Here is a 14879-nt window from a genome sequence, read left to right on the forward strand (position 1 = left end):
CTATTATACTTAGAGTTACTATTATGTACAATGAGTTGGATTACATATCCAGTAATGATATTGTGATAGATAAGCTTTGTAATAGGAGATGTTTTTAGTATTATGGAATTCACACAGTACATGGGAACCATGGCGATTGGATTTATCGTATGGTTGTTTATGGCACCTAAATTAAACAATCCCAAATGCGGTGAACTTTTTTTAGCGTATATGGTGACGTTGATGTGTTGTTTAGTCGGTACAGCCGAAGTTATTGTATCGAAGCCGATTGCGTTTTTCTTTACGATTGGTGGTGCTTTGGCGTTTTTTGTAGTTGTAGTTGTTCGTATGTTTCAAATTACAATCAAATTTGATAAAAATTAAAATAAGAATATGAGTTGGAGTGTGAGTATACATGGCAAAAGATTGTTCCTTTGATATTGTATCACAAACAGATTTACAAGAAGTAGATAATGCAGTAAATCAGGCAATGAAAGAAATCAAACAACGTTTTGATTTTCGCGGTACTAAGTCCAATATTATACGTGAAGAATCGGTACTCAAAATTACGAGTGATGATGATTTTAAACTGGAAAATGTAATTGATATTTTGAAGGGAAAGGCCGTTAAACGTAATATTTCACCGAAAAGTTTTGAATATGGAAAAGTGGAAGCAGCCGCGCAAGGTACGGTTCGTCAAAATGTAACGCTTAAAAGCGGAATTGATAAAGATAATTCGAAAAAAATCATTACCTTGATCAAAGAATCTAAATTAAAAGTACAAACGCAAATTCAAGATGATCAGATTCGAGTATCGGGTAAAAATCGTGATGATTTACAACAGGTCATTGCTAAACTTAGACAGTTAGAACTTGAAATTGATCTACAGTTCATTAATTTCAGGTAAGAATACATAAAAATAAAGGAGTTATCACAAAAATAGTGATAACTCCTTTATTTTTTACTACATATCATAAATTTAAGCAAACATATCGGCCAATAGACCGAGTGATGTTGGCGCACTGGTGAAGCTTGTAATATCAGGAAATGGAACAAAATTCTCAACATTGCTTACTGCGAGAGACGTTTTGAAATAAGCTTGATTTCCTAAACCTTGGTTACCACTGAAAACAGCTTTAATTGCGGAAGGGTTATTTTGTACCGCCGTGGTTAAGGCTGTTTCATCGACTGTCATTTTACCATTGGTATCAACTGAAATACCAATAGCTGCTAATGAGTTTTTTTGCGCTTTTGGTGCTGCTGGCAAAAGAATCAGCAAAACTGGACATGGTAGAGGAGGCACGGGCATTATCTTTAAATAAAGCGGTTGTCTTATTATAATCGTTAGCAAAAGTCTTGATACTGTCCGTAATATCAGAGGCGGATGCCGCAGGGTTTTCCAATACCGATGTCAAATTCGTTGAAGAGTTTTTAAGATTTGTACTAGTTGAGGCAAAGGAAGAATAAAACTTTTCGGATGTTGCGGTATATTTTTTCATTGTTGCTAAGATTTGTGATTGGCTGGATGAGCTATCAGCGAAAACATTGCTCCAGAGTTTGTCACTTGCCGAAGCTGAACTAGTTGATGTATTCAAGAGATCGCTGGTACCATCATTTGAACTGGTCATGGAGCTGAATGTCTTATTTTTTGCCGCAGTTGTATAATTTAAATATGCAAATTGACCCATTGCAGTTGCTGAATTTACATTCATGAAACCTACCTCCTTGTAAAACAATAAATCCTTATTTATTATATCGTTATTTTCTCTGCGAAACTTAAGTTTTTGACGAAAAAAATACTGATTTTACAAGAAAAAAGCAGCATGATTTGCTGAACTTAAGTTTGGCAAATTGTGCTGCTTTTTATTTTATAGCAATATATAATTAATTTGCATTAAAGAAATTGCATCTAGCCTGTCAGGCTGCCAGAAATGTGGTTAGGGCATCGTTTGCTTCCTACGTAACGCACACGGAGCCCTATACCACATTCCTGACGAGTACTATATAAAATATTTACCGCTGGTTTTTGTTAAGAGTCAATTCTACAGCTTTAAATGAAAGACTTAAGATAATGGCCACAACCGTAGCAAGTGCCATTCCTTTTAAGGTAACAGTACCGATGGTTACACTGGCCGTACTTACACCTAAGCCGAGAACAACGGATGTTAAGATTAAATTGCTTGGTTTATTGTAGTCAACTTTTGATTCAACAAGGATACGGATACCAGATGCTGCGATGACACCAAACAACAGCAGGGATACACCACCCATAACAGGTACGGGGATACTTTGAATCGCTGCGGCAAGTTTGCCGAAGCAAGACAACAAAATTGCGAAAACTGCTGCACCACCGATGACCCAGGTACTGTAAACCTTGGTGATAGCAAGGACGCCGATGTTTTCGCCATACGTTGTATTTGGTGTGGAACCAAATAAGCCGGAAAAAATCGTTGAGATACCATTGCCTAGTAAAGAACGGTCTAGACCGGGATCTTTTGTGAGATCTTTGCCGATAATATTTCCGGTTACAATGAGATGACCAATATGTTCAGCAATTACGACCAATGAGGCAGGTAAGATGATGGCCATGGCATTGATGTTAAAGATTGGTGTATAAAATGTAGGTAATGCAAACCAAGCGGCATCATTGACAAGTTTCCAGTCCACTAGTCCCATACAAAAAGCTAAGACGTAACCGCTGATTACACCAATAAGGATTGGAATGATTGCCAAAAAACCGCGAAAGGCTACAGAGCCAAAGATGGTAACTAAAAGAGTGAAAATCGAAACAGTAATAGCAGTTGTGTCGGGAATTTCTGTGGTCAGACCAGCCATTGCAGCGGCAGTTGGCATGAGTTCAAGTCCGATGACAGCAACGATGGCACCCATGGCAGCGGGAGGGAAGACAATATCAATCCAGCTGGTGCCAATGACCTTGATACTTAGACCAACGAGGCAAAATACAATGCCGACGGCTATGAAACCGCCTAAGGCTGATTCATAGCCGTATTGCGATAGTACTAAAAATACGGGTGAAATAAATGCAAAGCTAGACCCAAGATAGGCAGGTACTTTCCCTTTACAGATGAATAAATAAAATAAAGTGCCGATACCGTTGAATAAAAGAATCGTAGCCGGATTTACCTTGAATAAGATTGGGACAAGAACGGTTGATCCAAACATAGCAAATAAATGTTGTAAACTTAATGGAATGGTTTCTAATAGAGGTAATTTTTGGTCGACTTTAATCATACGAGTTTTCATTTGAAATATCTCCTTTGATATTTTTATTTTGGCAAAAAAAAATCTCTTACGTAAAATTTACGAAGAGATTAGAAAGGCGGTATATCACATGAATATCGTGCAATATATACCTTTTTAACCTCTCTGGGTTAATTTAAAGGCCAATTTTTATCTAATGTATCATAAATTAAAGAAAAAGTCCAGCCGCATTTATTTGTATACAATATTATATGAAAAAATATTAAATTTAAACTGTACATAAGTGTTGTTTATCAGTTATAATATAATCTACTTGAGCATATTTAAAATATTTTTGTAATAAAATGTCCTCGTAGCAAAAGAATTTGTATTTTTTACGAGTGATAAAGAAAATGCACTGTTTAATTAAGTTTAGGGGGATAACAATGGCGTTAATTGTTAAAAAATTTGGTGGAAGCTCAGTGGGCAGCGTAGAAAAAATAATGGCAGTGGCCAAACGTATCATAGATGAGAAAAAAGCGGAGGATAAGGTTGTCATGGTTGTGTCTGCGATGGGCGATACAACGGATGATTTAATTGCTTTGGCAAAAGGAATCAACAAAGACCCTTATCAATATTCGCGTGAAATGGATATGCTTTTGACAACAGGTGAGCAAGTATCTATTTCACTTTTGACCATGGCGTTTAAAACGCTAGGGCATAAAGCGGTTTCGCTGACCGGACCGCTTGCTGGGATGAAAACAAATTCAGTACATACCAAAGGAAAACTCGTTGATATCAAACCAAAAAGGGTACATGAAGAATTGGATAAGGGAAATATTGTTGTCGTAGCTGGATTTCAGGGGTGTGATGAACTAGGCGATCCTGTCACATTAGGCCGAGGCGGTTCTGACACTTCCGCAGTGGCTTTGGCGGGAGCACTTAAGGCAGATAGCTGTGAGATTTTCACAGATGTTGATGGTGTATATTCGGCTGATCCGCGGATTGTGAAAGACGCACGCAAAATGAAAGAAATCACATATTATGAAATGCTGGAGATGGCTCGTTTGGGAGCAGGGGTTATGCAGCCGCGCTCTGTTGAGATGGGAAAATATTTTAATATACCAATTCATGTTCGTTCTACTTTTACAACGAAAACGGGAACGATGATCAGGGAGGAATATACAATGGAAGAAAAAGATTTTGTAATTAGAGGCGTGGCTCATGATGAAAAAGTAGCGAAGATTGCAGTTTTAGGTGTTCCTAATAATCCTGGAATCGCTTATTCAATTTTTTCGGCCCTTGCAGAAGCAAATGTCGACGTTGATATGATTGTCCAAAGCATTCGTAACATTGAAAAAAATGTAACCGATATGGTCTTTACAGTGGCTAGTTCTGATTTGTCACAGACAAAGAAGATTGTCGATCGTGTAGCTGATCAATTACAGGCAATTGCTGTTTTGGTTGAAGAAGATGTAGCGAAAGTGTCGATTGTTGGTGCTGGTATGCTTGGCAACCCTGGAATTGCTGCACGGATGTTTGGTGCACTTTCTAAGGCAGCTGTTAACATTGAAGTAATTAGTACATCGGAAATCAGTATATCTTGTCTGATTAAAGGCGCGCAATTAAAAGAAGCAGTGAATTCAATTCATGCCGAGTTTTTTCCACAAAAATAATTTTTGAAGTTTATGCTAGCATATAGAGTGTGCTAGCATTTCTCTTTCTCAAGAATCATTATGATTACGATGTATTTTTGTATACAGGAATGTTTTTGAAGGTAAATAATAAATGATGAAGAATATAAATAGTTTGTGGCTTGATAATCAGGCTGCGTCACATTTAAGGGGGAAATATAAATCATGATTACAAGTATGGCAGCATCACATTCAGTAGGGAAAATTGCGAAAGATGCAATTTTTGGCGCCAGCGGTGCAGCAAATAAAGCCAGCCAGAAATATGGCAGTGAAAAAATAACCAATGCAACCATTGGTGCAATTATGGATGATAAAGAGATACTCGCTTGTATACCTACTGTAGAAAAAGTATTGAAGTCACTGCCGATGAAAGATATTATCGCCTATGCACCAATATCTGGTCTGCCAGCGTATTTAGACGCTGTGATTGATTTGACGTTTGCTGACTCGAAACCAGAAGGCTATTTTGCCGCAGTAGCTACAGCCGGTGGAACAGGTGCGATTCATCATACCATATGGAATTATTCTGAAATTGGCGATACGGTTTTGACTTCTGATTGGTACTGGGGCCCTTATAATATGCTTTGTAATGAAGCAAAACGTAAATTAGATACATATACTTTATTTGATGAAAAACATAATTTTAATATTACATCGTTTGAAACAAAAGTTGATGCTATACTGGCTAAACAAGATTCGATATTGATCATTATTAATACGCCAGCTCATAATCCAACTGGTTATAGTTTGTCTGAGGCGGATTGGATGAATGTTCTGGATGTTTGTAAAAAACAAGCGAAAAATATTAATAAAAAAATTACGTTATTAGTTGATATTGCTTATATAGATTATGCTGGTGAAAAAAATGAAACGCGGCAATTCATGAAGCAGTTTAGCCATTTACCAGTCAATATGTTGAGTGTTTTTGCTTTTAGTATGTCAAAGGGTTATACGATGTATGGACAGCGTACGGGGGCAATGATTGGTCTTTCCTCCAGTAAAGAAATTGTTACGGAATTTGCTAGTATCAATCAGTATACAAGCCGGGCAACTTGGTCTAATATCAATCGTGGTGCAATGACATTGCTCACAACAATCAATCAGGACCCGGTACTTTTAAAACAGTTTGAAGCAGAACGGGAAGCTTATTATCAAATGATTCGTGCGAGAGCTGATGTATTTATGAAAGAGTCAGCGCAGTGCGGACTCAAAGCACTTCCATATAAAGCAGGGTTCTTCTTGTCGATTCCAGCTGCTGATCCAGTGGCTGTATGTGATAAGCTGCATGATGATTTAATTTTTGCTGTACCTTTGAAAATGGGCGTTAGAATTGCGGTTTGTGCAATTCCTTTGGCTAAAATGACCGGAATAGCCGAAAAAACTTTAAAAGCTATGGAGTTTGTTAAAAATAAATAAACGTATTATCAAAAAGACCTAAGTATGTTCATTCATATACTTAGGTCTTTTTGTCGAGGAATAGATAATTTTATTTTCTGTATTTTTTCAGGTGCAATAAAGCAGATTTTCGTTTTCTTTTAATTTCGTCCTAATACTTATTTTACAGAAAATTTACATAGTTTTAACAAACTTTATTTGTCAATTTGCATGTATTTTACTTATTGTGAAAATTTATAAATGATGATATAGTTAGACAGTGTGGTCAGACAAAATTTTTTGGAGTTCGGGAGGCATATATGTTTAATTTCAAGCACAAGGATACGGATTTTTTTGACTTATTTGTTGATAGTGCGGAGTACTTCTATAAAGGGGCATTACTGATGAATGAAGTAATGTTGGATTATAGTAAAGCTGAGGCGAAAATGGACGAAATTATTAATCTTGAACATGAAGCTGACGAAATCAATGATAAAATCATTGATAAATTAAATCAGACGTTCATAACACCAATTGATCGGGAAGATATTTTTGCTTTGGCAAATGGACTGGATGATGGTGTGGATTTTCTGCAAGGAACGTTGCAGCGTATGGTAATGTACAGAACTGGTCAATCCAAAGAGGGCGCAATTGCGTTATCAAAACTTTTAATTGAGTGCACAGAAGAATTGATTAAGGCATTTACTTTATTGAAAAATATTAGATCAAACCAGCATCAAATTCTTGAATGTACACGCAAAATTGGTAAGCTGGAAAGTGAAGGCGATCGTTTATATCGTAAAGAAGTGGCTTATTTGTTTGAATGTATTAAAGATCCAATTGAAATTATAAAATGGAAAGAAATCTTAGAATACCTGGAAAATACATTAGATCATTGTGAAGATGTGTCAGATATGATACGAGGCGTGGTAATGAAATATGCATGAGTTACAATACCTCATTTTTACAGTCATTATTTTAGCATTGGTTTTTGATTTCATCAACGGATTTCATGATACAGCAAATGCTATAGCAACGTCTGTTTCTACACGGGCCATTCCGCCGCGTGTAGCTATTATCATGGCAGCAGTTTTGAACTTTGTGGGTGCTTTATATAGTACTGGTGTTGCAAAGACTATCGGTGGGGATATCGTTAAATCTGCAGCACATGTTGATGAGAAAATTATTATTGCTGCACTTTGCGGGGCAATTGTTTGGAATCTTGTAACTTGGTGGTTTGCTATACCAAGTAGTTCTTCTCATGCCTTAGTGGGGGGGATTATTGGAGCGGTTCTTGTTTCTACTGGAGCGGATGGACTTAATTTTTACGGTATTGGTAAGATTGTAATCTCCTTGGTTGCATCACCGCTTATTGCAATTATTACAGGCTGTGGCGTCATGTCGTTATTGTATATGATTTTTGGTGGATTTTCTCCATCAATGCTTAACAATAGATTTAAAAAAATGCAAATTTTATCGGCAGCAATGATGTCATTTTCACATGGATCAAATGATGCACAGAAGGCAATGGGGATTATTACTTTGGCACTTTTAAGCGGGGGCTATATTCAAGAATTCGAAGTGCCTTTCTACATAAAGATTTTAGCGGCTACCTCGATGGCTTGTGGTACAGCTGTGGGTGGTTGGAAAATCATCAAAACCATTGGTGGTAAGATTTTTAAATTAGAACCAATTACTGGTTTTGCAGCTGATTTGAATTCGGCAATTGTTATTTTTGGTGCAACATTATTACATTTGCCTGTAAGTACAACTCACGTAGTATCTGGATCCATTATGGGTGTTGGTACGGCAAAGCGCATTCGAGCCGTTCGCTGGGGTGTGGCAAGGCAAATGCTGACTGCCTGGATATTGACAATTCCTTGTACAGCTTTGATGAGCGCAGTTGCCTATCAAATTGCCCGCCTTATCTTTGAATAAAATAGTTTTACATAAGTCTAAAAAAGTGTACAATAAAAAGTAGCTTTTTTAGACTTTTTTTTAGAGAGGAGAGCAATTATGCAAGAAATTATTGATGAAATAAAGAGAACTGATAAAATATATTCGGAAACTATGAAATTGGAAGAAATCAGTAGAGACTTTCAACAGTTTCATCAGGCCCCCATTGTGGCTGCGAAAATTGATAATATCTTAAAAGCGTTGCAATCACCAATTGGACAATATCAATCGCTTGTTTTTGTCGATATGACATCGGAAGATGGGATAAAGGTATATCGGCGTTCGGTTATGTTTTTGTTGATTATAGCAATTCATGAATTATTTGAAGATGCTGATCTGATTGTAGAACATTCGATTAATAAAGGTTTATATTGCGAAGTGCATGGGGACAAATTTTTAAACGAGCGTGATATTGAAACAATTGAACAGCGTATGCGAAAGATCGTTGCTGAAAAACGAGAAATCAATAAAAAAACACTTTCCAAAGCAGATGCTGTTCGTTTATTTAAACAAACAGGACAGATTGAGAAAGCGAATTTAATTGCCTCGCTGCAACAAGAAACTGTAAGTATTTATTGCTGTGGAGAATTTTATGATTATTTGTATGGACCGATGCTGCCGTCTACTGCATCGTTAGATTTATTTGCGATAGATTACTATAAACCGGGATTGATTGTTCGAACACCAGAGCGGGATGATCCAACGCAGGTATCAGAGCTGCTTGAACAGTCGAAACTGGCCGCTGTTTTTTCGGAAGCACAAAATTGGGCTAAAATTTTACATTGCGATTACGTTTCCGATTTAAATCGATATAACAAAAATAAAATGATGGGTGATATTATTCGCATTTCAGAAGCGTTGCACGAAAAGAAAATTGGGCAAATAGCGGATTTTATTACAGGAAATATACAAAAAATTCGCCTGATTTTAATTGCAGGACCCTCATCATCGGGTAAAACGACCTTTGCGCAGCGATTGCGCATACAATTGCGTGTGAATGGAATTGAGCCTATTTCTATATCCTTGGATGATTATTTTCTTGATCGGAATTTTACACCACGCAACGAAAAAGGCGAATATGATTTTGAGGCCTTGGGAGCTTTAGATGTAGAGCTTTTCAATCAGCATTTATTAAAACTTTTAGCAGGCGATACGGTTGAAATACCCCATTATAATTTTGTTACGGGTAAACGGGAATGGCATAACCATCTTTTACAGGTAGGGGAAACACAGCCAATTATTCTTGAAGGTATCCATGGGTTAAATGAAGAGTTAACAAAATCAATTGAGCGTGCCGCGAAGTTCAAGATTTACATAAGTGCTCTCACACAGATGGCAATTGATGGACATAATCGTATTCCGACCACCGATGCAAGACTTATCAGACGAATGGTGAGGGATCATCAGTCACGGGGAGCTTATGCCTTAAAAACTATAAAACAGTGGCCTGATGTACGTGCCGGTGAGGAGAAAAACATCTTCCCGTATCAGGAGGAAGCTGATGTCATGTTTAATTCGGCATTAATCTATGAGCTGAGTATACTTAAAAAATATGCGACACCATTATTGGAAAAAGTAAGCCATGATGTGCCAGAATATAGTGAAGCTATCCGTTTGTTGGATTTTCTCGAATACTTTAATGATGTTTATGCCGAAGAAGATATTCCAAATAATTCCATTTTACGTGAGTTTATTGGAAAATCATGTTTTTCAGTTGGCTGAATTTTATGTAAATAGAAAAGACAGAATCAACAATGCAGATTTTGCAGTTGATTCTGTCTTTTTTTATACGAAACAATAAAAGAGATTGTGCTCGAAGGCACAATCTCTTTTGTATTTCATGGAAGCTTAACGATGTGCTTTAAAGAATTCTAAAGCAACTTCAGGGAATAGAGCATAAGAGAGGACATCTTCCTGCGAAGCATTTGGATATCCTTTTTCAGCTAATTCTTTTTTGAGAAGTTCCATTTGTGGCGCAATATCATCAGCAGGACGACCCGTGATAATCGTTTCGCCTTTTAATACTTCTTCACGAAGCATATCTGAAATAGGTGCTGGTGTACGACCATATTTACCACGAGCAAGATCCTTGAATTCACGAGGAACCATTGCATAACGTTTACCCATCATGACGTTAAATGTTGCCATAGTACCAACGATTTGACTCGATGGTGTAACGAGTGGCGGATAACCAAGATCAGCACGAACACGTGGCATTTCATCAAGCAGTTCCTGATATTTATCTTCCATACCTTGTTCTTTTAACTGATTTGCAAGATTTGAAAGCATACCACCAGGAATTTGGAAGTCAAGTACATTAGGATCTACGTCGAAATGATTTTTGAGCTTAAATTCATTCAGAACTTTTTGTTTTACAACGGAAAAATGTTTTGCAATTTCACTGAGTGCTTTACGATCGATGCCTGTATCGTATTCCGTTCCTTCTAATGTAGCAATCATTGTTTCTGTACATGGCTGTGAAGTCCCGAGAGCAAAAGGTGATAATGCACAGTCAATGATATCTACGCCAGCTTCAATTGCTTTTAAATATGTCATACTGCCAAAACCACTTGTATAATGCGTATGTAATTCAATAGGAACTTTTACAGCAGCTTTTAGTTTTTTTACAAGATCTTCGGCTACGAATGGTTTTAATAAACCAGACATATCTTTGATACAGATAGAATGAACATGCATAGCTTCTAATTCTTTGGCAAGTTCAACGAATAAATCATTGCTGTGATATTGGCTGATTGTATATACAAGAGTACCCTGTACATGTGCACCGGCTTCAATCCCAGCTTCAATAGCAACTTTCAAGTTACGTGTATCATTTAAAGCATCAAAAATACGAAGCACTTTAACACCATGTTCAACAGCTTTTTTTACGAAAGCTTTAACAACATCGTCAGCATATGGATTGTAACCAAGTAAGTTTTGACCTCTTAATAACATTTGAATTGGCGTATTTAAATGTTTTTTTAACGTATCTAAACGTTCCCATGGATCTTCACCTAAAAAACGAAGACAGGTATCAAATGTAGCACCGCCCCATGCTTCAATTGCATTGTAGCCGGCTTTGTCAAGAGCTTCCAACTGTGGAATCATGTCTTCAATCCGCATGCGAGTTGCAGTTAAAGATTGTTGACCGTCACGTAAGACAGTTTCAGTAATTTTTACAGGTCTTTTAGCCATAATAAAATACACTCCTCTTAGATTATAGTAACATAAGTATTACAATATAGCCTTAAAAAGTAAGTTTGAATATGGAATTTAGTTTACATCATGTGGCAGTTATTCCTGAACACCGTAAAGTTCAAAGTATATTCAAATTTACATCACAAGTACAGTATAGGTACTAAAATAAACCTTGTCAATGATAAAACGTGATTTTTTTAACATAATTTTTTAAGCGATTATAGTTGAAGTTTATAATATAATTAAGATAAATGGTTAGAATTTTCGCTTAAATATAAAAAAGAACCAAGCATGCTGATAAGATCCTTATTTCATGTTTGGTTCCTTCATTATAAATGTAACAAATTTTTTATTCTAGCTGGATTGTTAATGTTGATATTTTGTTTTTGTGTCATTGGCCAGAATTTTGGGATCTTCTTTCTCTGTGATAATGGTAAAGGCATGTTTGGGATCATCAACGATTTCAATCTGTTCAAGACTTTGTTTTAAGCGACCGCGAATTGTATCCAAATAAATGCGGCGTAATTGTGTTTGTTCCATCGTTTCTTCAGGACTCAAACCGCTGTCTTTTTTCTTTTTTGCCAGGATGTTGATTCTTTGAATTAATTGAGCCGTAATCAAAATATATTCTCCTTATAGTGCTTTGTTTATAAAATTAATAGCATTCTTTTTTTACGAGTTCATGGTATGCATTTAATAATTTTAAAGTGATTTTACCAGGAAGACCATTACCGATATGTTTATTATCAATTGCAATAACAGGGGTCACTTCCAGGCTGGTACTGGTTATGAATGCTTCATGGGCAGTTAGAGCAAAGTCAGGTGAAAAAGCTTTTTCAATCATGGTAATTCCAAGCTTTTTTGCACATTCTTCAAATAAAATAGAACGTGTAACTCCTTTTAAAATTAAATTACTGAGGGGGTGTGTCCAAACAATATCATCTTTGACCACGAAGAAATTACTACTGGAGCCTTCCGTGACCAGATTACTGCCCTTACGTACCTGCACCGCTTCCTGACAATTTTTTTCATGGGCTTCTTGTTTTGCTAAAACATTGCCAAGCAGGTTGATTGTTTTAATATCACAGCGAAGCCAGCGGATATCTTCGGTGAAAATGGCATGCACGCCGGATTTTTGCCAGTCCGTATGAACAGATCCTTCACGAATGGTCATGCTGAGATGGGGTACAATCTTATCGGGAAAGTAATGAGTACGCGGTGCAGTTGTTCTGGTTATTTGGAAGTAAATACAGCCGTCTGTAATGCCGCTTTTTTTAATAATATCTTCGTGGATAGCGGTAAGTTCTGCATTTGTGTAGGTAACCGGAATTTTAAGTTCACGCAGTGAACGTATGCAGCGATCAAGATGGCGATCAAGCGCGAAACATTTTCCATTATATACTTTAGTGGCTTCGTATATTCCATCACCAAATTGATAGCCACGATCTTCTAGTGATATTTTCTTTTCATTGAGATCAATAAATTCTCCATCAAAAAAACCTAGTTCTTTCATCAAATTAATAGCTCCTTTAAATTTATGATAAACGTATAAATTTAATTATAGACTATAAAACATTTTATTTGTAGATACAATGCAGAAAAATAATTGAAATTAAAAAAATACTGGCTTTTTAGATTGAAATCATATCTTTTATATAGCATACGTGCATATTTTATGGAAAAATCTTGGCTTTTTACACGAGTCCGTATATAATTGATAATATGCTATTTTGTGTACCTGTATTGGGTCTTGTTTTACAAAATAGATAAAAATAAATAGAAATAAGGAGAGTTTGTAAATGAAACTTGTAGTAACGATTGTGGGAAGAGATCGTGTTGGGATTATTGCTATGGTAAGCAATATCTTAGCTGAAAATAATGTGAACATTTTAAATATCAACCAAAATATTATGGATGGATTTTTTAATATGGTTATGGTTGTTGAGATGACAGATAGTAAAATAAAATTGCAGGAATTGCAAAAAATTCTAAATGAAAAAGGTAATGAAATCAATCTTGAAATTAAAGCACAGCATCAGGATATTTTTGATGTTATGCATAAAATTTAAGTTGAAAAGAATTTATTTGGAGGCAGTTAAGTGATAACTATACATGATATATTAGAAACAAATCGAATGATCACAGAAAATAAACTGGATGTTCGCACGATTACAATGGGAATCAGTCTTCGTGATTGCGCACATCCCAATCTACAGCAGTTTTGCCAAAATATTTATGATAAAATTACGACATCCGCTGAATTTTTGGTAAAAACCGGTGAAGAGATTGAAGCGGAATATGGTATTCCAATCATTAACAAACGTGTGTCTGTCACACCAATTGCTATTGTAGCAGAAGCTTGTAAGACAGATACATATGTTCCTGTTGCCGAAGCAATGGATCGGGCAGCTAAGGCAATCGGTATTAATTTTATCGGCGGATTTTCAGCTCTCGTCGAAAAAGGGTATACAAAAGGCGATCATATTTTAATCAATTCGATACCACAGGCATTGGCTACAACGGATCTTGTTTGTGCTTCGGTCAATTTGGGTTCGACAAAAGCTGGGATCAATATGGATTGTGTACGCGAAATGGGTGAAATTGTTAAACGCACAGCTGAACTCACGCGTGATCGGGCAGCTATTGGTTGTGCGAAACTGGTTATCTTTTCGAATGCACCAGGGGACAATCCATTTATGGCGGGTGCTTTCCATGGTGTCAGTGAAGCTGAAAAAGTAATTAGCGTTGGTGTTAGTGGTCCGGGCGTAGTAAAACGGGCGTTGGAAGATATTAAAGGTGGAGATTTCAGTGAAGTCGCCGAAACAATCAAGAAGACAGCCTTTAAAATTACACGAGTTGGACAATTAGTGGCGCGTGAAGCTTCGAAACGTTTGGGGGTACCATTTGGTATTATCGATTTATCACTGGCACCTACTCCGGCAGTTGGTGATAGTGTTGCTCATATTCTGGAGGAAATGGGAATCGAAAGTTGTGGTGCACCTGGTACGACGGCAGCCCTGGCTCTTTTGAATGATGCTGTCAAAAAAGGCGGACTCATGGCTTCTTCTCATGTTGGCGGTCTTAGCGGTGCCTTCATTCCAGTCAGTGAAGATGCTGGTATGATTGACGCGATTACTTGCGGCAGTCTGTCGCTTGAAAAATTGGAAGCCATGACATGCGTATGCTCAGTCGGTCTTGATATGATTGCTATTGCAGGCGATACATCGGCGGCAACTATTTCAGGAATTATTGCCGATGAAGCAGCCATTGGCATGATTAATAATAAAACAACCGCTGTTCGGGTGATTCCGGTTCCTGGCAAAAAAGTCGGCGATAGTGTAGAATTCGGCGGCCTTTTGGGTCATAGTCCAATTATTCCGGTTAAAAGCCAGTTTAGTTCAGAAGCGTTTATTGCTCGTGGCGGGCGCATTCCAGCACCTATACGCAGCTTAACGAACTAATTATTTTATAGTAAAT

Annotated in this window: 15 protein-coding genes; 9 read left to right on the forward strand and 6 right to left on the reverse strand. The window is 37.0% G+C overall.

What is annotated here, in order from left to right; translation table 11 throughout:
- Positions 1 to 102: 102 nt before the first annotated feature.
- Positions 103 to 363 carry a hypothetical protein gene (locus tag BMY14_RS06115; RefSeq protein ID WP_019554315.1) on the forward strand — a complete coding sequence of 87 codons (261 nt, stop codon included), beginning with the start codon at positions 103 to 105 and terminating at the stop codon, positions 361 to 363.
- Positions 364 to 394: 31 nt separating this feature from the next.
- On the forward strand, positions 395 to 886 hold the full coding sequence (locus BMY14_RS06120; protein ID WP_019554316.1) for a YajQ family cyclic di-GMP-binding protein: 492 nt from the start codon (positions 395 to 397) through the stop codon (positions 884 to 886).
- A 72-nt stretch (positions 887 to 958) separates the two neighbouring features.
- Here the strand turns inward: BMY14_RS06120 and fliD are convergent, their stop codons facing one another.
- The 3 genes from fliD to uraA all read right to left on the reverse strand — a co-directional run bounded on the left by fliD (position 959) and on the right by uraA (position 3243).
- On the reverse strand, positions 959 to 1246 hold the full coding sequence (gene fliD, locus BMY14_RS06125) for a flagellar filament capping protein FliD (protein ID WP_177177498.1): 288 nt from the start codon (positions 1244 to 1246) through the stop codon (positions 959 to 961).
- Positions 1188 to 1691, reverse strand: coding sequence for a hypothetical protein (locus BMY14_RS20320; protein ID WP_143063143.1), 504 nt, complete (start codon positions 1689 to 1691; stop codon positions 1188 to 1190). The genes fliD and BMY14_RS20320 overlap by 59 nt, the downstream gene beginning before the upstream one ends.
- A gap of 301 nt (positions 1692 to 1992) precedes the next feature.
- A complete protein-coding gene (gene uraA / locus BMY14_RS06130; protein ID WP_091830154.1) occupies positions 1993 to 3243 on the reverse strand; it encodes a uracil permease in 1251 nt (416 codons plus the stop codon).
- Between the two features lie 383 nt (positions 3244 to 3626).
- Between uraA and BMY14_RS06135 the strand changes: the two genes are divergently transcribed.
- The 5 genes from BMY14_RS06135 to BMY14_RS06155 all read left to right on the forward strand — a co-directional run bounded on the left by BMY14_RS06135 (position 3627) and on the right by BMY14_RS06155 (position 9926).
- On the forward strand, positions 3627 to 4856 hold the full coding sequence (locus tag BMY14_RS06135; RefSeq protein ID WP_091830156.1) for an aspartate kinase: 1230 nt from the start codon (positions 3627 to 3629) through the stop codon (positions 4854 to 4856).
- 183 nt (positions 4857 to 5039) lie between these two features.
- Positions 5040 to 6290 carry an aminotransferase class I/II-fold pyridoxal phosphate-dependent enzyme gene (locus tag BMY14_RS06140; RefSeq protein ID WP_091830158.1) on the forward strand — a complete coding sequence of 417 codons (1251 nt, stop codon included), beginning with the start codon at positions 5040 to 5042 and terminating at the stop codon, positions 6288 to 6290.
- A gap of 278 nt (positions 6291 to 6568) precedes the next feature.
- The gene (locus tag BMY14_RS06145; RefSeq protein WP_091830160.1) at positions 6569 to 7195 is read left to right on the forward strand and encodes a DUF47 domain-containing protein; all 627 of its coding nucleotides are present in this window, start codon (positions 6569 to 6571) and stop codon (positions 7193 to 7195) included.
- Positions 7188 to 8186, forward strand: coding sequence for an inorganic phosphate transporter (locus tag BMY14_RS06150; protein ID WP_019554322.1), 999 nt, complete (start codon positions 7188 to 7190; stop codon positions 8184 to 8186). Before BMY14_RS06145 ends, BMY14_RS06150 begins: the two co-directional genes overlap by 8 nt.
- A 78-nt stretch (positions 8187 to 8264) precedes the next feature.
- The gene (locus tag BMY14_RS06155) at positions 8265 to 9926 is read left to right on the forward strand and encodes a nucleoside kinase (protein ID WP_091830162.1); all 1662 of its coding nucleotides are present in this window, start codon (positions 8265 to 8267) and stop codon (positions 9924 to 9926) included.
- Positions 9927 to 10052: 126 nt separating this feature from the next.
- On the opposite strand, the gene BMY14_RS06160 is transcribed toward BMY14_RS06155, so the two are convergent.
- The 3 genes from BMY14_RS06160 to dat form a co-directional block, all read right to left on the reverse strand.
- Positions 10053 to 11399, reverse strand: coding sequence for a pyruvate carboxylase subunit B (locus BMY14_RS06160; protein WP_019554324.1), 1347 nt, complete (start codon positions 11397 to 11399; stop codon positions 10053 to 10055).
- 369 nt (positions 11400 to 11768) lie between these two features.
- The gene (locus tag BMY14_RS06165; protein WP_091830164.1) at positions 11769 to 12023 is read right to left on the reverse strand and encodes a DUF896 domain-containing protein; all 255 of its coding nucleotides are present in this window, start codon (positions 12021 to 12023) and stop codon (positions 11769 to 11771) included.
- 34 nt (positions 12024 to 12057) lie between these two features.
- On the reverse strand, positions 12058 to 12915 hold the full coding sequence (gene dat / locus BMY14_RS06170) for a D-amino-acid transaminase (protein ID WP_091830166.1): 858 nt from the start codon (positions 12913 to 12915) through the stop codon (positions 12058 to 12060).
- A 286-nt stretch (positions 12916 to 13201) separates the two neighbouring features.
- Between dat and BMY14_RS06175 the strand changes: the two genes are divergently transcribed.
- Both BMY14_RS06175 and BMY14_RS06180 read left to right on the forward strand, forming a co-directional pair.
- Entirely contained in the window at positions 13202 to 13471 is a 270-nt protein-coding gene (locus BMY14_RS06175) for an ACT domain-containing protein (RefSeq protein ID WP_019554327.1), read from the forward strand.
- Between the two features lie 30 nt (positions 13472 to 13501).
- Complete coding sequence (locus BMY14_RS06180; RefSeq protein ID WP_091830168.1) at positions 13502 to 14863, forward strand: PFL family protein; 1362 nt, start codon at positions 13502 to 13504, stop codon at positions 14861 to 14863.
- The last annotated feature ends 16 nt before the right edge of the window (positions 14864 to 14879 follow it).

Origin of the sequence: Propionispira arboris (assembly GCF_900109225.1) — a bacterium.
Lineage (GTDB): Bacteria > Bacillota > Negativicutes > Selenomonadales > Selenomonadaceae > Propionispira > Propionispira arboris.

Excerpts from the sequence above, each read along its gene's own strand:
- BMY14_RS06155 (WP_091830162.1), top strand. The coding sequence starts at position 8,265 with ATGCAAGAAATTATTGATGAAATAAAGAGAACTGATAAAATATATTCG.
- dat (WP_091830166.1), bottom strand. The coding sequence starts at position 12,915 with ATGAAAGAACTAGGTTTTTTTGATGGAGAATTTATTGATCTCAATGAA.
- BMY14_RS06150 (WP_019554322.1), top strand. The coding sequence starts at position 7,188 with ATGCATGAGTTACAATACCTCATTTTTACAGTCATTATTTTAGCATTG.
- BMY14_RS06115 (WP_019554315.1), top strand. The coding sequence starts at position 103 with ATGGAATTCACACAGTACATGGGAACCATGGCGATTGGATTTATCGTA.
- BMY14_RS06175 (WP_019554327.1), top strand. The coding sequence starts at position 13,202 with ATGAAACTTGTAGTAACGATTGTGGGAAGAGATCGTGTTGGGATTATT.
- BMY14_RS06120 (WP_019554316.1), top strand. The coding sequence starts at position 395 with ATGGCAAAAGATTGTTCCTTTGATATTGTATCACAAACAGATTTACAA.
- BMY14_RS06140 (WP_091830158.1), top strand. The coding sequence starts at position 5,040 with ATGATTACAAGTATGGCAGCATCACATTCAGTAGGGAAAATTGCGAAA.
- BMY14_RS06135 (WP_091830156.1), top strand. The coding sequence starts at position 3,627 with ATGGCGTTAATTGTTAAAAAATTTGGTGGAAGCTCAGTGGGCAGCGTA.
- BMY14_RS20320 (WP_143063143.1), bottom strand. The coding sequence starts at position 1,691 with ATGAATGTAAATTCAGCAACTGCAATGGGTCAATTTGCATATTTAAAT.
- BMY14_RS06160 (WP_019554324.1), bottom strand. The coding sequence starts at position 11,399 with ATGGCTAAAAGACCTGTAAAAATTACTGAAACTGTCTTACGTGACGGT.
- BMY14_RS06145 (WP_091830160.1), top strand. The coding sequence starts at position 6,569 with ATGTTTAATTTCAAGCACAAGGATACGGATTTTTTTGACTTATTTGTT.
- uraA (WP_091830154.1), bottom strand. The coding sequence starts at position 3,243 with ATGAAAACTCGTATGATTAAAGTCGACCAAAAATTACCTCTATTAGAA.